The following is a 19,043-nucleotide window of genomic DNA, read 5'->3' as shown; positions in this document are numbered from 1 at the left end:
TGCAGAACGTATACAAGCTAAATGTGCTTCAAAGTATGAAGCCGATTATTCTTCCCCTGAGATTTAAAACCATATAGTTAGGATTTAGTTAAATGGCTGATTTAGGAAATATCCTTTTATTTTTTCTGTTCCCGGTAAGTGTATTTACCGCACTCACCGCATTAGCGGCAGGGGTGACCAAACGAAGAGGGCTTTTAGAGGCTGCCAGGAGAGGTGCATACGCTGCCTTTGGCGTGACAACACTTGCAGTCCTTGCTCTTGAATATTTATTGGTTACCAGTGACTTCTCAATTGAGTATGTCGCCAGTAATACCAATTTTGCCTTACCCTTGTTTTACAAAATTGTCGCCTTGTGGGCCGGTCATAATGGCTCCCTTTTGCTCTGGACCTGGATTGTGACCATATTCAGTGCGATTGTTGCCTACCAACATCGTCACAAAAACAATGATCTTATGCCGTACGTACTATTTGTCATGGCAACGACTATGGTTTTCTTTTCAATTTTGAGTGTTTTTATTTCCAATCCATTCCAGACACTTTATCAGGAATTTGGGAACACACTGCAGGAATTCACAGCCCGTGATGGACGTGGATTGAATCCATTACTTCAGCACCCGGCAATGATTATTCATCCTCCTATTCTGTTTATTGGTTATGTGGGATCGGTGGTACCATTTGCTTTCGCAATTGCAGCGCTGATTACGGGTAAGCTTGGCGCAGGCTGGATTCACACAACCAGACGTTGGGCACTAACTACCTGGGGCTTTCTGGCAGTAGGAATCGTGTTAGGCGGAAAATGGGCATATGTGGAACTCGGTTGGGGTGGCTACTGGGCCTGGGATCCAGTTGAGAATGCTTCACTGTTGCCGTGGTTGACATCAACAGCTTACTTGCATTCTGTTATGATACAAGAGCGCAAGGGGATGTTAAAAATCTGGAACATGGCGCTTGTGATTGCCACGTATTTACTCTCAATATTTGGGACTTTCCTGACTCGCAGCGGTATTGTGAGCTCGGTTCATGCCTTTGCTAATTCTGGTCTAGGACCAGCCTTCGCAATCTTTTTGAGCATGGGAATTATTTTCAGCGTCGCGCTACTATTGTATCGTCGCAAGGATCTAAAACCTGATGAAGAGATGGAATCGCTTGTTTCACGAGAGAGTGGATTCTTATTTAACAATTTGTTGTTCCTTCTCGCCACAATCGCTGTGTTGTGGGGAACCATGTTCCCTGTCATTAGTGAGCTGTTTACTGGAGATCAGATTACAGTAGGACCTCCCTGGTTCAATAATATCATGATTCCCATTGGGTTGGCTCTTTTACTTCTGACTGGGGCAGGACCATTATTAGCCTGGCGACATACATCTGTTGAAACCCTGAAGCGCAGCTTTGGGTGGCCTATACTGGGGAGTGCGATCTTAGTTGTTGTGCTGCTTGCATTTGGTATACGTGACGGGTGGGCTCTGGGCTCATTCGCCATTTCCTTTTTTGTCATGTGGACCATTGTTGTAGAATTTGTGAAAGGTGCTAACATCCGCAAAAAGAATTCCGGCGAGAATTTTCTGGTTGCCATGTATATGCTCTCTCGAAAAAATACCCGTAGATATGGTGGATATTTGATCCATGCTGCCATGGTTATCATGTTCATAGGCTTTACTGGAAATGCTTTTAATTCTGAGACACGTGCTGAAGTGGGTGAGGGAGATTCCTTCCAATTGGGTCCCTACACCTTTAATGCCATCAAAATAACCGAAGCTCAGACTGAAAACTACTCATCGCAAACTCTTGAGCTTGAAATGTACAGAAATGATCGGCTTGTCGATGTGATCACGCCAGAGAAACGATTCTATTTTGCTTCTGAACAACCCTCAACCGAAGTCGACATCTATTCAACACTCCGTGAAGATATTTACGCCGTGCTCTCTGGTATGAGCAATGATGGTACAAAAGTCATCGTCCAGGTTTATCGAAATCCGTTTGTAACCATGGTTTGGATTGGGTCGTTTATCATGGCGCTTGGGACCCTGTTTGCCCTGTTGCCCAATCTGCGCGAGTCCAAGGGGGGAGTCGAATAATGAGTTATTTAGCATACCTCACAGGGCTAGCCTTTCTGGTCTGGATTGTCATGCCCCTATTCAAAAAAGATAGCACCTGGGTATCACTTCATATGGAAGTGGAAGAACTCGCAGATAGAAAGCAGCGGGTTTATGGCAATATTGCTGATCTGGAATTTGATTTTGCCATGGGACGCCTGAGTGAAAAAGATTTCAAAAATATTCGTACTTCATTTCTTAGTGAAGCAGGTCGGGTTATTGAGAAGCTGGAAGGCCAGAAATCCACTGCGCTCATGGACCGAATTCAGAAGGACATTGAACATCTAGGAAAAAAGAAGAAGAAAAATAAGCACAAGCCCAAAAGCAGCGCTGCAGTTTTTTGCACAGCGTGTGGAGCAGAGAATCTTGCTGAAGCTAAATTTTGTATGAAATGCGGGGAGGGGTTGTCATGATTTCAAAATTTGCTCATCAATTCCTGATCCTGCAGCTTCTTTTTGGATTAAGCTTCGCTGGTGATCTCCGTGTTAATATTATAAATGGCACAAAAAATGAATCTGGCAATGCCGATCGTGTTGTCCTCATTGATCTCGCTGCTGGCATGGCTGAAGTGGCTTCGGCTTCAAATGTCATCAAATCAACAACATTTAGTGACATAAATGCTGGTGCTCAGAGTCAATATCTTGTCCGTGCAACCCTGGGTGGGGTTAACTATTCGGTGATGTTTGTTCCCACACCTGGTGTAACTGCCTGGGAAACTTCTTTGACGGTTTATGAATCAAGTGAAACGCTCAGGAATGTGAATGCATCAGTACCATTTTTTGTAATTTATGGATTTGAGGATAAACTTTACATCCAGAAGCGTATTGTGCTTGAGAACCTGTCTTCACCACCTGTAACTTTTTCTGCCACTCCTGGTCTGGCAAAGGTACATCTGCCAAATAATATTACAGAGCTAGAAAATTTAACCTTTAAAAGTGGCACCATGCCTGTGCGGACCGCTCCAATAGATACGGATGCTGGTCAGGTGTTGCCAAACCCCATCAAACCGGGCTTATCTGAGATTGATATGGCTTATTATACACCATATGATCCGAATGGAACCTCTCTATCCGAGTTAGTAGGATATGATATTGACCATTTTCATGTCTATACCATGCCGCTTGACCTCACCATTTCTGCACCGGGTCTCTCACGTGAAGGCACAGACAACGAAAATGGCCTGGCAATCTATGCTATTGAGGGTGTCAAGGCTGGAACCATGTTGGAATTTCAAGTTTCAGGCAAAGGGATGTCAGAGACTGGTGCAGATGACCATGACCATTCAGAACAACAAAATTCTGGAAAAATTGTCATTGAAAATCGCATGGATTCCAGTATTGAGTTAGCCCTGGCAGGTGTCCTGGTAATGGCACTCCTCGTATCTTTGTTTGTTTCGGTGACTCAACAGAGTGAGGACTTGAAGCAGGAATCTATTGTAATGTTGAAAAAGCAAAAGTCTGATCTTTTAAAACAATTTGCCAAATTAGGCGATGCATCCTCAGATGCAGATGAAAGGGAAAAGCTTCTCTATCGTCTTGTCTCAGTCTACAAAACACTGGATAGGATCAAGTAATTTGAGCGTACCTGCTCTTGAAGTTTTAGGTGTATCCAAAGATTTTGGACGGATTATTGCACTCCGTGGTGTGTCATTCTCTGTCCAATCAGGAGAGTTTGTCAGTATCCTGGGTCGTAATGGTGCTGGCAAGACCACACTCCTAAATATTCTTAGCGGTGTATCCAGACCTAGTGAAGGTGAAGTAAAACTTTTTGGAACGAATCCAAGCGACCGTGAAAATAAGGCCAAGCTGGCCGTTATCTCCCACGAGATGTTCCTGTATGGCAATCTGACTGCTCTTGAAAATCTTGAATACTATAGTCGTATTTACAATGTTCCTGATTCAAAGGGTCGAATTGAAGAAGTGCTGAATGATGTTGAGCTTACTCATCGTCGTTTTGATCTCGTGGCGACTTACAGTAGGGGTATGACTCAACGTCTTACTATTGCCAGGGCATTGCTGCACGAGCCTTCCTTACTGCTTCTGGATGAGCCGTTTACCGGTCTGGACCAGCACGCAATTGGAATGCTGATCGCCTTGCTTAAAAAGCAGAAGGAAATGGGTAGAACCATTGTACTCACAACGCATGATCTGCATACAGCTGCAGAACTCTCCCATCGATACCTCGTTATTTCAAAGCATAAGATTGTAAAAGATGGGTTGATGTCTGATACAAATCCAGATGCTATTCGAGCAAATTTCTTCAGTGCAGAAGCTGGAGGGATAGCGTTATGATGCAGACAGCCATCTCAATTGTAAAAAAAGATCTCCGCATGGAGTTCAGATCCAAAGAGAGTATTCTGGCCATGTGGATATTCTCCCTGCTCATATTCGTCATTTTCAATTTCACATTTGAAGTATCCAGGTTGGTTATGCTTGAGATAGCTCCAGGACTACTCTGGGTGGCATTTGTTTTCTCAGGTATGTTTGGTCTCAATCAATCCTTTTCTCTGGAAAAAGAGAATGGGAATCTTCGAGCAATGGCCTTGATGCCTGTTGATGGCGGGCAGATTTATGTGGGAAAATTTTTAAGCGTTACCATCATCATGCTCATGTTTGAGGCCTTAATCTTCCCCATATTTATCATCTTTTATGATCTTCAGCTTTCTGTGGGTATGTTCATGCTTATTCCAGTCATTCTTGCTGGAACCATAGGATTTACAAGCCTGGGAACCATACTGTCTGCAGTTGCTGTCCATACGAGGAATCAGCAGATTCTGTTATCCCTCTTATTATGGCCCCTGGTTTCACCAATTATCATCTGGTCCGTTTCATTGAGCGGTATGGTGTTGAGCGGTGAAGTTACAGAGGCTTTTTATCCACTTCTTTTAAGGGTTGGAGCATTTGATGTTATCTTCTTCACGCTCTCCTATATGCTCTTTGATTTCATTTTAGAAGATTAGAATGAACCAAACAAATCAAAATATTAAAGGCAATTCATGAGATCCAAAATTGATAAAGTACTACTCGTGATACTATTCATTGCGTTCCTTATGAGTATCTATTTAATTTTTCAATGGGTGCCTCAAATAAAGGCCTCTAATCCGGCTGAACAGATCGCCCAGCGCATATTCTATTTTCATGTTCCCAGCGCCTGGCTCGGCTTTCTAGCCTTCTTTGTGGTCTTCGGTGGCAGTGTTGCCTACCTGGCGACCCGGGACCGCAAATACGAGTTAATCTCAGTGGCATCTGCGGAAATTGGAGTTCTCTTCATCACACTGGTTTTGATTACTGGTCCTATCTGGGCAAAACCGGTTTGGGGAATCTGGTGGACCTGGGATGTACGTTTGACTTCATCGTTGATATTATGGCTCATCTATGTCGCTTATCTCATGTTGCGCCGCTATCTGCCGGACGGGAGTAAACGAGCTAACCTCTCCGCTGTGGTGGGCATTATTGGCTTTATTGATGTTCCCATTGTCTATTATTCAATTCGCTGGTGGGAGACGCAACATCCCAAGGCAGTTATGGCCAGTAGCGAAGGTAGTTTAGCAGCTCCAATGTTTTTTACATTTATGTTTTCACTGGCAACATTTACGCTTCTGTATGTGTATTTGATTCGCAAACGCTATCAGTTGTTGAGTCTTGAGGACACCCTAAATAAGCAGTTTAAAGAAATGGAGATTTTATAAATGGACGCTTTTGTATATTTATTTCTAGCCTACGGCTTCATCTGGCTGGGAATTTTTGGATTTATATGGTATATGAATAAAAAAGTGGATCTCCTAAATCAGGAAATGACACTCCTAAAAGAGCTTATCGACCAAAAGAAATAGGGATTTTTCCAAATGTCAAAAAAAATTGTTCACGTTGTAGGTACGGGCACAATCGGTGAGCCACTAATTGGATTGTTATCCGACTACAAAGCCAGCCTCGGTATTGATGAAATAACCTTTCACAAACGCACACCCCTGAAAAGTGAACATGCCAAGGTTCTTAGACTGCTCAAACGAGGGGCTCGTCTGGTAACGGATCAAGAAGCATTTGAAGGCTTTCAGGACATTGGATTGTCTCCTGCATTTTCTACCGTTGAAGCCATCGACAGAGCAGCTGTTGTCATAGATTGCACCCCAAAGGGTGTGGGTCATAAAAACAAAGTTAAATATTATCATAATTTTGATCATAATACGCTGGGATTTATCGCTCAGGGAAGTGAAACTGGTTTTGGAAAACCCTATGCTCGCGGAATCAATGACGAAGCCCTGATTCATGGAGAAGATCGCTTTTTGCAGGTCGTTTCCTGTAATACCCACAATCTTTCATCACTGGTGAAGACCATTGGCATGCATAATGGTGATCCTGAGAATCTTTTGGATGGTCGGTTCGTGATGATTCGTAGAGCCAATGACTTAAGTCAGGCCAATGATTTTATCCCAGCACCCGAAGTTGGTCACCATAGCTCAGAACGCTACGGTACACATCATGCTAAGGATGCAGCTAATCTGTTTAAAACCTTGGGTTATGATGTGAATATTTTTTCATCAGCCATGAAGTTGAATACACAATACATGCATATCGTCCATTTCAATATTAAGATGAAAGAGGCGATGACCATGACCCAGGTGATGGAAATATTTGAAAAAAACCCCCTGGTGGCAATAACTGAGAAAAGGCTCTCTAGCCAAGTTTTCTCATTTGGCCGAGATCATGGTCATTATGGTCGAATATTAAACCAGACAGTTATATCATCGCCAAGCCTTCAGCTTATCGATGGCGGAAAAGAGTTGGTAGGATTTTGTTTTACGCCACAGGATGGCAACTCACTCCTGAGTTCTATCTCTGCGGCAACGTGGTTTATGTACCCGAATTCCTACGAGCAGAAAATTCAATCCCTAAGTGATTGGTTCTTTGATGAGGTGTAATCATCCTGCAAAATATGAATAAATACGAAGCGACTCTATAGATCTCATAGGGTCGCTTTTATGTTAACCAGCACTTTATTTCGTCAATACTGCCTGTCATCGGACTGGTATAAACCCCAACTCAAAGTCTTGGTGGCTTGTTCAGGAGGTATGGACTCTACAGTGCTCCTTCATCTGCTACGTGATGTCCCTCATATTCAACTTGGCATTGTTCATTTTGATCATCAGCTACGTGGAGCTGAGAGTGATCAGGATAGGGGATTTGTCAAGCAACTGGGTTCGGATCTCGGATTTCAGGTGTATACTATCTCGGAAGATATTCAAGATTACGCTAAATTAAATGGCTTGAGCCTTGAAGAAGCCGGGAGTGTTAGACGCCGATCGACCTTCCTGGCGTTACGGGACCAATTGGGATATGACTATGTCGCTTCAGGCCAACATTTGGACGATCAAATTGAAACCATCCTGATGAATTTATATCAGGGAACTGGTATTCAAGGGTTGGCAGGAATCAGTGAAAGGGCCAATAGTTTTATCCGGCCCCTGTTGAATTACACTCGTGATGAAATCCAGGTCTTTTCGGATGAACATAAGCTTGATTATTGCACTGACCGGTCTAATGCAGATATATCCTTTTTAAGAAATAATATCAGGGCAAATCTTATTCCTGGACTGAGTAATGATATTGATGATCGGTTACGAACTGCTATCGAAGGAATATTTCGTGAGGGGCAGGTTATAAATCGATTGATAGAAACTAGTGTAGAAGATGTTGATATAAAAGGATTTAGAGCTGATTATGCCCCGAAAATAGCATTAGGATTGGGAGAGCTCCCCGACTATTTTTCGCCGATCCAAAAGGCGATTTTTGACAGAGCTTTTCAATCAATTTCTTTGATGCCACAGGGAATCTCATCCAAGCATTTCCATGCTTTGAAATCATTGTTTAGTGACAATTCAATTGGAAAGGAAGTACAGCTTCCGGCTTCAGTAACGGCTGTTCGTGATAGAGGGGGAATAACACTATTCAAACCATCGGATTATCAGTGGTCAAGTACAGTACTATCAGGTACGAGTCAGGTTAGGTTTCCATTCTTTCAGGTCGATTATACCACATCCATTCTTGAAGATCATATTCAAGATCCTGCTTACCTCTGGTACATGGATGCGTTAGACTCATACAAAATACGTATTGCAGAAACAGGGGATAGAATGATAGTCGATGTATCAGGTAGAACTATATCTATTAACCAGATCCTGCAATCAGCACATGTAGCTCCTCATCTGAAAACATTTTATCCAATTGTTGAACGTCAGGGTGAAATCATATGGGTGCCGGGCATCCGTACAGCACCATCCGCAATGGTTTCAGAAGAAATAATCAAAGAGAGTAGATCAAAGCACTGTATGAAGGTAGAATTTCAAAAGGGAACGTTCGAATGAATACGCGAGTAGTGGAAAACATGGGTAAATACACCGGTCAGGTTTTAGAGGAAGTCTTTTCCCGTGAAGTCATCGAGAAACGAATTGATGAGCTGGCCAAGCAAATATCCACCGATTATGCTGGCAAGGTACCGATATTAATTGGTGTCTTGAATGGCTCTGTCTTTTTTCTGGCAGACCTTGCAAAAAGACTTGAAATTGATTGTGAGATGGATTTCATCAAAGTTTCCTCATATCATTCTGGAACCCAATCGTCCGGGACAGTTCGACTTCTTAAAGATATTAGCTGTATTATCACCGATCGCGATGTGATTATTGTTGAAGATATCATTGACAGTGGACTTACAGCCAGATTCTTGAAACATAGAATTCTCGAAAATCAACCTGCTTCCGTTGCCTTCGCCACACTGCTTTTTAAACCTGAATGTCTCAAGCTGGAGTTTGAAGCTGAGTATGTTGGTTTTGAAGTAGCAGACCGCTTCCTCGTAGGCTATGGTTTGGATCTTGACCAAAAGTTCAGGAACTTACCCTCGATCTGGGCATTTCCTGTAAATATGAATTTGTAAAAGGACATCATGAACGCAGATAACCAATCAGATAAAAATCAGGAGAGGGGTCCTGGAAATCAGGACAATGCTCCACGTCGCAACGACAGAAGTTCAAATCAACGTCGTAGACCACCAAGAAAACCCTATCCCAAGCCAGATAATCGCAATCAGCGTGATAATAGGGACAACAAGGGCAAGCGAGATAGTCGTGATAAAAGAGATAACCGGGATAAAAGAGATTCTCGACCGAGAAATAGTCCTCGACCTGAGTCAAAACCCGTAAAGAAATCCACAAACATCAAGATTACCCGTCCGGCTGAGGGGAATGAGAACTGGCAAAAAGGATTGAAGACTACTCTTTTATGGGTAGTTATCCTGATGTCAGTATTTGTTTTTGCTCAGGTGCTAAAAACGGACACCGAGCATGTCCAAAAGCTGGGTTACACTGAATATAGAACCCTGCTTCTTGACGGTAAAATTGAATCCGCCGTATTGAAGAAAAATCAATTTCATGCAACGCTCAAAATTCCTGAAACCACTGTTATAAACGGTGTGAGTAAAGATTATACAAAATTCTGGGTAGTATTATCCCCAACTATTGACAGCGATGTTACTGCAGAGTGGGATGCCATGGGTATTGTCTATGAATTCCAGGACGAGACTCGTGATTGGGTAGATTATCTTTTTCAGATATTGCCATGGTTCCTGATCATCTTCTTCTGGTTCTTCCTTATGCGTCGCATGCAGTCAGGTGGCGGGGGAACCAAGGGCATATTTTCCTTTGGCAAGAGCCGTGCTAAAATCATTGATCAGGAAAAACCTCAGACCACGTTCAGGGATGTGGCAGGTTGTGAGGAATCCAAAGAAGAACTCAGAGAAATTGTTCAATATCTAAAACATCCCGATCGTTTCCAAAAACTTGGTGGCAAGATTCCCAAGGGAGCTCTTTTAATTGGACCGCCCGGTACAGGAAAAACATTATTGGCAAGAGCTGTTGCTGGTGAAGCTGGAGTTCCTTTCTTTAGCCTGAGCGGTGCTGATTTTGTGGAAATGTTTGTTGGTGTAGGTGCCAGCCGAGTTCGTGATTTATTTGAACAGAGCAAGAAAAGTTCACCATGTATCATTTTTATTGATGAATTAGATGCCGTAGGTCGCCAACGTGGAGCTGGTTTAGGTGGTGGTCACGATGAGAGAGAGCAAACCCTGAATGCCCTGCTGGTCGAGATGGATGGATTCGAAGCCACAGACAACATCATTTTGCTGGCTGCAACCAATCGCCCAGATGTATTGGATGCGGCCCTATTGAGACCTGGACGTTTTGATAGGCAGATTACCGTAGACAACCCCGATGTTCGTGGTCGGGAAGCTATTCTCAAAGTTCACTCTAAAAATATTCCATTGGCTAAAAATGTTCGCCTCGATGTTATTGCGAAAGGCACACCGGGTATGTCTGGAGCAGATCTGGCAAACCTCATTAATGAGGCAGCGCTCCTGGCGTCCAAGCACAGAAAACAACGTGTTGAAATGGTGGATATTGAGCACGCCAAGGATAAAGTGATGATGGGCTCAGAACGTCGTAGCATGGTCATTACTGAAAAGGAAAAAAGAACAACCGCTGTTCACGAAGCAGGACATGCTCTGGTTGCGCGCCTGACAACAGGTACGGATCCAGTCCACAAGGTAACCATCATTCCACGTGGTCGTGCCCTTGGGCTTACAGCTCAATTACCTGTGGATGATCGCTACAATTTTTCCAAAGATTACATGGAAGGCATGCTTGCCATCCTTATGGGTGGTCGTGTTGCCGAGGAAGTGGTTCTCAACCAGATGACCACAGGCGCTGGAAATGATATTGAGCGCGCCACATCTCTCGCCAGAAAAATGGTGGTTGAGTGGGGCATGAGTGAAAAAATGGGTCCCATGACTTACGGTCAGAAGAAAGAAGAAATCTTTATTGGTCGTGATCTGGGAGTGCATCGTGATTTTAGCGAAGATATTTCCAAAAAGATTGACGCTGAAGTTCGAAAGATCATTGACACGGCCTATAAAAAAGCCAGAGAAATCATTTCTAAAAATCAGGATAAACTGGAGCTGATTACAAATCTGCTCCTTGATAAAGAAAGTATAGATGGTCGCCAACTTGACGGAATATTGGGTTTAAAGTATGTAGATCACACTCAGGCTAAGCAAAGTGAGAATCCCCAGAGAGGTCGGGGTAGATCCAATAATCCGAGACACCGTTCTGACAACCCGCGTCAGAGACCGGATAAGGTTGTTCCAGGGATAGAAAAAGAAACTGCAAAGGAAGTAGAGCCGATTGTCCCAAAAGTTGAGACATCTATTCCAATCGTGGAGTCTGAATCTCAAGATATCCTCCAGAAAACTGAGGAAGCGGTGAAAAAACCCGCTCCAGCTAAAAGAAAAGCTCCTGTAAGACGAAGACCTCCAAAGCCTAAGAAGCCAGCTGAGGGTGAGGGTTCAGAAGAGCCATCTGCCAAAGAACCCAAAGCGTAATTTACAATCATTTCCTATGACTGAGGACAAAGTTTCATCTGAAATAGGAAAAACATGGTTGATTAAAGATCAGGAGTTACATCTAGATACGCCAGTCATAATGGGCATTCTAAATGTGACTCCTGATTCATTTAGTGATGGTGGTCAGTTTATTGATCCTTCAATGGCGGTTTCTCGTGCTTTGGAGATGTTGGATCAGGGTGCGACCATTATTGATGTTGGGGGAGAATCTACGCGTCCTGGCTCACTGCCAATATCGGTGGAAGAGGAAATATCTCGCACGGTTCCAGTTATCACTGCTCTGGCTGCACAGTCAGATGCAATCATTTCAATAGACACTCAAAAAGCACCCGTAGCACAGGCTGCGCTAAAGGCTGGCGCTCATATTATCAATGACGTATCTGCAGGTCGTAGTGACCCAGAAATGTTTGAGATTGTCCGTAATAGTCAAGCGGGATATATCCTTATGCATATGCAAGGCAACCCTGAAACCATGCAGATAGCACCATCATACGGGAACGTGATGGATGATATTGAACACTTTCTCATGGAACAAATACGTTCTGCAACTTCAGTTGGGATTGATATTGAGCGGATTGTAGTGGATCCCGGCATAGGTTTTGGAAAAACTTTAGAAGACAATCTAACTATATTGGGAAATCTACAGCGTATAAATGCCGCCGGCAGACCCATCATGATTGGCGCCTCACGGAAATCATTTATCGGTATGATTGATGACTCACCAGCAGACCAACGGCTCGGGGGATCACTGGCGGCAATCATCTCAGGATTTATGAGGGGTGTTAGAATTTTCAGAGTTCATGACGTTGCTGAAACACGGCAAGTTCTTGATATCTTCAGTGCCATTCAAAAACATTCGGATTAAATTGCACAATGTCTGAAAGAAAAAATATACTCCTTATCGTCCTTGGACTACTGATTACGACTGTCACAGGTTATTTCTGGCGTTATGAATTGTTCTCTCTCGCTTTTCTCTCTGTGCGTGTCTATGATGTGGTAGATATTCTTGCTGTTTCTTTCGTTCTTTATTCCCTATATAAAGTTTTTAAGGGGACCAGAGCAGCTCAATTGCTATCTGGTATCCTCATACTGATCCTCCTATCGGTTCTTGTCCGCTGGGCGGAACTTCATGGTATGTCCTGGCTCTTATCCAATCTTTCTACTGTTTGGGTTATTGCTGTTGTGATTCTCTTCCAGCCAGAACTGAGAAGAATCCTAATCTACCTCGGTCAAAATCCATTTGTCAGATACCTGTTCCGGGTTAAGAATCTTGCCATGGTTGGTGAGATTTCTGAGGCCATCCTGACTTGTCAGGAACGCAAATGGGGTATGCTGATTGTCATGGAAGGCGAAGTTGGGTTGAAACACATCAAGGAAAAATCAGCCTCTATCAATGCTCGAGTATCTGCCGAGCTGCTGGTATCGATTTTTAATCCCACATCACCCCTCCATGATGGCGCCGTTATAATCAACCACGAAGTGATTGAGTCAGCCAAGTGCATTCTTCCGCTATCAGAGGAGCCTCAGGGTGTCAGAATGAAGCTGGGAACACGACATCTCGCTGCATTGGGGCTATCTGAAGAGACAGATGCTCATATTCTGGTCGTATCAGAAGAAACGGGTACCCTCTCCCATGTCTATAACGGGGTCATGAAGCGTGGACTGGATGAGGTTCAGTTACAAAAAGTGCTCAATAACCTGATTGTCTGATATGCGACAACGGCTGATATGGATTCTCATTCTGGGATCCTTTCTCTCGGCAGACTCTGTGCAGCGTACAAGCTCCCCTGGGAATGCAAATCCTCACTCCGAAATTATCTGGACTATCGAGATTCCAAATGTGAGTCATATTGGTGTAAAATCAGATGGTCTTGAATACTCAGGGTGGAACCAGACCGTTCTGGATAATGGATTTCGAGTTCCAGTAAAATCAAAACTGATTTTCACACTTACGGGTCCGCCGACTATTGATTTTGATTTGGGTACTCCTCAGGCAGTTCCAGTTTCCGAATCTCAATCTTTTATCATGGAACAAGCAAAAGGAATGGATATCCAGGCACTTCCTGTACAGACAATGGGACGTGAAATAGTCAGTCTCAAACATGTTAGGGATGGTGATGGATATCAATTATGGGCGGTGAATGTACTGGGCGCTGAATTTAATGAGAGTACTGGAGCATGGATAATTCCCGGGCAGATCACTGTGAATATTGGCACAGATCTGATACCGTCGAGCCTGGTGGATAATAGTGAGCTTTATCTAAATCACTATACTCCCACATCACATGGGACCCTGGTCGCAAATAATTCGGGTTTGGGACAGGGTAAGGTGAAACTGCATATTCTCAAGGATGGTATTTATCGCATTTACTACGACTCCCTTTCACAAACACCGGATTTCCCATCTGAGCAAATCAGCAGTAGATCTTTGATTTTAAGAGAACGAGGAGCAGAACAGGCCATCCACGTCAATGATCATGGTGATGAGATTTTTAATGGGGGTGATTATTTTGACTTTATAGGTAAGCAAAAATATTTCGACGGTGAATCTCAATACTTCGATGCTTTTTCTGATATTAATGTCTATTGGCTTGATTGGGGCGGAACTGATGGGCTGCGCTTTGTTGAAGAGTCAGGCGCCCTGGTTGATTTAACTCCTGTGAGACCAACCACCTTCTGGGACAGGATTCATGTTGAAGAAGACAATGACTTTGAAAGACTGGGACAGGTTGATACTGATATGCCCAGCATTACACGAGATCATTATTTCTGGGAATCTGTAAATTCAGGAAAGACCGAGGAAGTAAGTTATTTTCTACCGAACCCATTCCGCGGATCAAGTGAAAATCTTCAAGTATCTTTAGGCCTGCATGGTCTTACCTATAGTGAAACCGCTGGAGAGGTGAAAAGTCATACGCTCTATGCTTTCATGAATGATCACTCCATTGGCGAAGGGAGTTGGATTCAGCAGGAAGAGTATATCCTTACTTCACCATCAACTCTGAACCTCTCCCACAATATTCTAGCAGCAAATGGTGAGAATACTTTGGCTATATTCGCTCCGCCCCCCGCCGGCACTGAACCTGGGAACTATGACAAAATAGTGTTGAATTGGATTGAAATTGGCTATGAACATCTTCTTAAAGCAGATGGCAACCAGCTGAGGTTTAGAAAGTCATTCATCAACCCCTCAACCAATCTTGAATATGAAATACAGGGATTCCAATCCCATGAGTTGGTACTATACAAGGAGGGGCTCTCAAAAATTACAGGTTTTACCATACGGGAAAACTGGGATGCAGTTGAACCTGAGTACAGCTTGGTTTTCCAGGATCATTCCACTGAGGCAACACCTGATTATTGGGCTGCAAGCGTAGATGGAATTTTGCAGCCTCTAAAAATTTCAATAGATACAACTGCCTTTCTGAGAGAGCAAGATGCTGACTTAATTGTCGTCACCATTCCCGAATTTATGGATGGTCTGGAACCCTATCTGGAATTCAAACGTAGTGAGGGCTGGAATCCCATTGCCGTTTCGGTGGCAGATATTTATGATGAGTTCAACTGGGGCATTCATTCACCTCTGGCCATCAAATCCTTTTTACGATATGCGAACAACCATTGGGTTTCCCATCCTGAATATGCCGTTTTATTTGGTGATGCCATATCAAATCCACAACAGACCAAGCGAGACATACGAATTGAGAATATTCCAACTTTCTATATGCAGACCTATGGGTGGGGAGCAGCTGAGGCAGATTATTGGTACAGTCTTATAAATGGTGATGATTACCTTCCGGATATTAATATTGGCAGAATTCCCTGTAATGATATCGAGGATCTCAATACCTCACTGACAAAACTTATTACCTATGGCTCAGGAGCAAATTATGGTACCTGGCAGAATGAACTCATTACCATTGCTGGATTCGATGCAACCTTCAAAAGTCAGAGTCAATCAATCCTGAGGAATACGGTACCGCCTGCTTACATGCCTTCCCGAATATTCATTGATCGCGATTCAGAAGGGCAAATCTTCTGGGGTGATACGGACTCGCTGGTAGAGCATTGGAATCGTGGCAAGCTGCTCATCAATTTTTTGGGACATGGTGGAGGAGCTGTTTGGGCTGACAGGTCCCTCTTTGTGAGAGATGATATCAACTATCTGGATGAGGACACCCCACCAGCATTTGTGACCAGTATGACCTGCTTCACCGCTTCATTTGCGCAAACCAGGGGACTGGGCGAGGTGGTAGTCTCGGAATCGCCCACAGGCGCCATTGGATGGTTTGGCTCATCTGGCGTAGGGTGGATAATCAACGATTATCTCATGGTACAGCCGCTCATAAGAAGGTTGCTTGAAGATGATAAGACGGTTGGGGAAATTATCAATATTGCGCGGATGGAGTATTTCCTGGCCAATAGTGGGTACGATTATTTAAAGCCATCCATGTTATTCCAGTATAATTATCTGGGGGACCCAACCACGCGGTTACTCCGGCCAGAGAGGCATGAATCTTTGGTTTCAGAGAAATCCATTTACGGTCTGACCGAGCAGCTCAATCTGAACTATGTAGATGATGTTCCAGGGGATATCAACCTGCTGCCAATAAATGCCGAGAATCAACCCTGGTGGTTTTTACCTCAAACATTTCCCACAGTGTCAAACTCAAACTTTATCATCTCTCAGGAAGAGGCAACCCCCTCAGGAATGGCAAGAACAATCTTCACTCTGGATAGGGGAAACACTGAATCTGCTTACCAGGGGTTTGCGCCCTATTCCATAGCTGCTGACTGGTTTGAACATCAGCGACCCACAGCGGAGGAATTATCCCAATCACCAATCATTCCTATTCGAGTAAAATTTCATAGCGCTACCATAGAAGCAGACAGCATGCTTCTCATTCTTTCAGGATCCAACCAGGCTCGTATACAACTCATCAGGCAGGGTGACTGGTGGGAGCTAGCAGATACCACCCGTTTAAGTGCAGGAACCGCCACCACTTACTATTCTTTTTCTGCATTTTCACAAGGTGTTCACATTCAAACCTCAAACACTTTCATACTGTACCTCCCTCGTGATATATCGCTGACTGTCAACGACATAAGGGTTGGAGTTAAAGATATATTATGTGGTGTATATCTTGATTATTCATTGATGGGACAAGATATAACAACAGCATCAATGCATTTTGAAGCGGCCATGACAAATGGTACTCAAATTACTGATAAAACTATTGAAATCTATGAAGGCAATAATTCAATATTTATTCCTGTGATTTTCGGAATTGACACGGTTGAGGTAATCGCCTCCTTGAGTATCCTTAACGATGAGGACGTTGCTGACAATGCCCTGACCAAGGTCTTGACCTCTGATTATTACCAGATGCTACCAGGATTAGGCCTCACATTCGATGGGCAGTCAGCAGACACACTCCAACTTTGGGCAAGTGGAGGCATCTCTGGCGATCAAGCTGATACAGCCTGGGTCAGAATCACACCCTATAGTGATGCTATTTCGGCTCTGTCTGGAGTCACGCTGTACCAGGATTCAACAATCTATTTGCTTGAATCCTCTGGGCAAGATCTCACATTTCGGGTCAAATCGAATAGACAACTCTTTCGCAAAAATCTCAAGCTCTCAGCATGGGAATACATTGAGCAAGTTCAGCCAAACTCCTATCCGATTAATGGAGATGGTTTGATTGCAATGGGTGTAAAACAGGATTTTTCAGGTCCAGATGTATCCATGATGATTGAGGGACAACTATTCTTTGATGGTGACTATTTGCTGAAATCCAGTCATATCAATCTATTGGCAGAAGATGAGAATGGTTTTTCCTGGAATCAATCTGCTGTAAAGGTCACAGTAAACGGAAGCCCCGCTGAAGCACAATTGGGGGATACTACTCAGTCTGGGCAAATCATAAGTGCCACCATAGCTCTCGACCTAGAAGTTGGTGAGCACATTATTTCGTATCAGATGAGTGATGCGCTGGGAAACTGGTCAGAGGAGGTGTCAATCACTGGTGTGGTTGCCGGCGCAGCGGCCATCTATGACTATGGCAATTTCCCAAATCCATTTGAAGGTGAAACACTCATCATCTACGAATTAACCCAACCCCTGGATGATGTTGTCATCGATATTTTTACTCTCTCTGGGTATAAACTTCACACTATTGACTTATTTAGTGCAAGAGTGAGCATTGGTCTTGGCGCTATTGGATATCATGAAGTCCCCTGGAACGGACGCGATCGCTCCGATGACTTCGTGGCCAATGGCGTATACTTCTATCGTATCAAGGGTCAGTTGAATGATGAGGAAATAGTGGGCCCCATTGGAAAAATGGTGAAAAACCGATGAGAATTCTGGTTTCATTTGTGCTGCTGATTTTTCTGAGTTTTCAATCACTCCAAGCCGGGGAGTATGGGGATGCATTCTTGCTGGCCAGCCAATACCCCCAGGTTCAATCTTTGGGATACAGCACGGTTGCTGGGAGAGTGGTTGCAGGTCACGCTTTGAATAATCCAGCTGGTCTGGCTGCCAATGGTCATCAATCGCAGGTGAGTATGGTTTATCAGCAATTCACCGGTCTTTCCAGCAATATTGGTGTCGAAGGCAAGTACCCCATCGGTAAATCGTACATGTTTGGCGTTACTCTGATTCATAGTGCTGTGGATGGTCTTTACTCAAGACCTGATTTATCTGGACTAAGCCCTGCAGATAGGCGGGATTCTGTTCTTGCTCTTGATAACTCAAGTTTTGATATCATTGATTATCGTGAGGATGGAGCTTTTATAACCATAGCCCGAGAATTTGAGTTTGAGATAAATCTGGGATGGAAATTTTTCAAAATACCCTGCAGATTGCCCCTGGGAGTTTCAGCAAAGTACATCGATAAAGTACTGGTGGACAACCGGGGATTGGGATTTGGAATCGATATTGGGAGTCAACTTTTCTTTAATCTTGAAGGTATGAGTGAGATATTAAATAAGACTGAGTTTGGGATTGGCCTATTTCTAAGTGATATTTTAAATACACCTGTCTACTGGACCACAGAACACCAGGATGCCATAAAACGGAGCCTTGTTGGAGGTTTCTCCATATCTCAAAATTTTCCAAAATATGCATCTCAACTTACCATTACGAGTTCAATCCAGACCAGGTATGAAGCTGTGAGGCAATTTGGTATCGGGATCAAAGTGAAGGACACCATTTTTCTACGAGGAGGCTACGATGGATACACACCTTCCTTAGGTCTTGGCATTGGCTTAAAAAAGTTTATTATTGATTACTCGTTTAGCCAACATGAGTTGGCAAACATGCAAAAAATTGGAATTAATTACCATTTTTAATGGTGTTTAGACAGATATGGGGCATAGCGTGCAAAAAAGAATTTTACTAATATTAACTGTATTGTTCATGATACAAGTTTCATGGGCTCAAAATAAAGATCAAAGTCAAGCAGATCCGCGATACATAATCGATCCTGAGACTGGAAAATT

The 19,043-nt window shown here is 43.6% G+C and carries 15 protein-coding genes; all 15 read left to right on the top strand.

Features of this window, described 5'->3' with window-relative positions; all coding sequences use genetic code 11:
- Positions 1-92 precede the first annotated feature (92 nt).
- Positions 93-2,075: a heme lyase CcmF/NrfE family subunit gene (locus tag ISR87_12285; protein ID MBL7026220.1), complete on the top strand. Its 1,983-nt coding sequence runs from the start codon at positions 93-95 to the stop codon at positions 2,073-2,075.
- A complete protein-coding gene (locus tag ISR87_12280; protein ID MBL7026219.1) occupies positions 2,075-2,506 on the top strand; it encodes a zinc ribbon domain-containing protein in 432 nt (143 codons plus the stop codon). The genes ISR87_12285 and ISR87_12280 overlap by 1 nt, the downstream gene beginning before the upstream one ends.
- A complete protein-coding gene (locus ISR87_12275; protein ID MBL7026218.1) occupies positions 2,503-3,666 on the top strand; it encodes a hypothetical protein in 1,164 nt (387 codons plus the stop codon). The genes ISR87_12280 and ISR87_12275 overlap by 4 nt, the downstream gene beginning before the upstream one ends.
- Positions 3,602-4,384: a heme ABC exporter ATP-binding protein CcmA gene (gene ccmA / locus ISR87_12270; protein ID MBL7026217.1), complete on the top strand. Its 783-nt coding sequence runs from the start codon at positions 3,602-3,604 to the stop codon at positions 4,382-4,384. Before ISR87_12275 ends, ccmA begins: the two co-directional genes overlap by 65 nt.
- Positions 4,381-5,052 (top strand): heme exporter protein CcmB, encoded by a 672-nt coding sequence (locus ISR87_12265; GenBank protein ID MBL7026216.1) that lies wholly within the window; start codon positions 4,381-4,383, stop codon positions 5,050-5,052. Before ccmA ends, ISR87_12265 begins: the two co-directional genes overlap by 4 nt.
- 36 nt (positions 5,053-5,088) lie before the next feature.
- The gene (ccsA, locus tag ISR87_12260; GenBank protein MBL7026215.1) at positions 5,089-5,781 is read left to right on the top strand and encodes a cytochrome c biogenesis protein CcsA; all 693 of its coding nucleotides are present in this window, start codon (positions 5,089-5,091) and stop codon (positions 5,779-5,781) included.
- The gene (locus ISR87_12255; GenBank protein ID MBL7026214.1) at positions 5,782-5,925 is read left to right on the top strand and encodes a CcmD family protein; all 144 of its coding nucleotides are present in this window, start codon (positions 5,782-5,784) and stop codon (positions 5,923-5,925) included.
- Between the two features lie 12 nt (positions 5,926-5,937).
- The gene (locus ISR87_12250) at positions 5,938-7,011 is read left to right on the top strand and encodes a hypothetical protein (protein ID MBL7026213.1); all 1,074 of its coding nucleotides are present in this window, start codon (positions 5,938-5,940) and stop codon (positions 7,009-7,011) included.
- A 60-nt stretch (positions 7,012-7,071) separates the two neighbouring features.
- Complete coding sequence (gene tilS / locus ISR87_12245) at positions 7,072-8,454, top strand: tRNA lysidine(34) synthetase TilS (GenBank protein MBL7026212.1); 1,383 nt, start codon at positions 7,072-7,074, stop codon at positions 8,452-8,454.
- Positions 8,451-9,020 (top strand): hypoxanthine phosphoribosyltransferase, encoded by a 570-nt coding sequence (gene hpt / locus ISR87_12240; protein MBL7026211.1) that lies wholly within the window; start codon positions 8,451-8,453, stop codon positions 9,018-9,020. The genes tilS and hpt overlap by 4 nt, the downstream gene beginning before the upstream one ends.
- A gap of 360 nt (positions 9,021-9,380) precedes the next feature.
- Positions 9,381-11,516 carry an ATP-dependent zinc metalloprotease FtsH gene (gene ftsH / locus ISR87_12235; protein MBL7026210.1) on the top strand — a complete coding sequence of 712 codons (2,136 nt, stop codon included), beginning with the start codon at positions 9,381-9,383 and terminating at the stop codon, positions 11,514-11,516.
- 16 nt (positions 11,517-11,532) lie between these two features.
- Complete coding sequence (gene folP, locus ISR87_12230) at positions 11,533-12,402, top strand: dihydropteroate synthase (protein MBL7026209.1); 870 nt, start codon at positions 11,533-11,535, stop codon at positions 12,400-12,402.
- An 8-nt stretch (positions 12,403-12,410) separates the two neighbouring features.
- The gene (locus ISR87_12225) at positions 12,411-13,247 is read left to right on the top strand and encodes a TIGR00159 family protein (protein MBL7026208.1); all 837 of its coding nucleotides are present in this window, start codon (positions 12,411-12,413) and stop codon (positions 13,245-13,247) included.
- Between the two features lies 1 nt (position 13,248).
- Positions 13,249-17,901, top strand: coding sequence for a hypothetical protein (locus tag ISR87_12220; GenBank protein MBL7026207.1), 4,653 nt, complete (start codon positions 13,249-13,251; stop codon positions 17,899-17,901).
- Positions 17,898-18,893 carry a hypothetical protein gene (locus ISR87_12215; GenBank protein MBL7026206.1) on the top strand — a complete coding sequence of 332 codons (996 nt, stop codon included), beginning with the start codon at positions 17,898-17,900 and terminating at the stop codon, positions 18,891-18,893. Before ISR87_12220 ends, ISR87_12215 begins: the two co-directional genes overlap by 4 nt.
- Positions 18,894-19,043: the final 150 nt, after the last annotated feature.

Source organism: Candidatus Neomarinimicrobiota bacterium (assembly GCA_016784545.1).
Lineage (GTDB): Bacteria > Fidelibacterota > UBA8477 > UBA8477 > JABMPR01 > JABMPR01.
The sequence above is the reverse complement of the archived record's forward strand: the minus strand, read 5'-3'. Positions and strand labels throughout refer to the sequence as shown.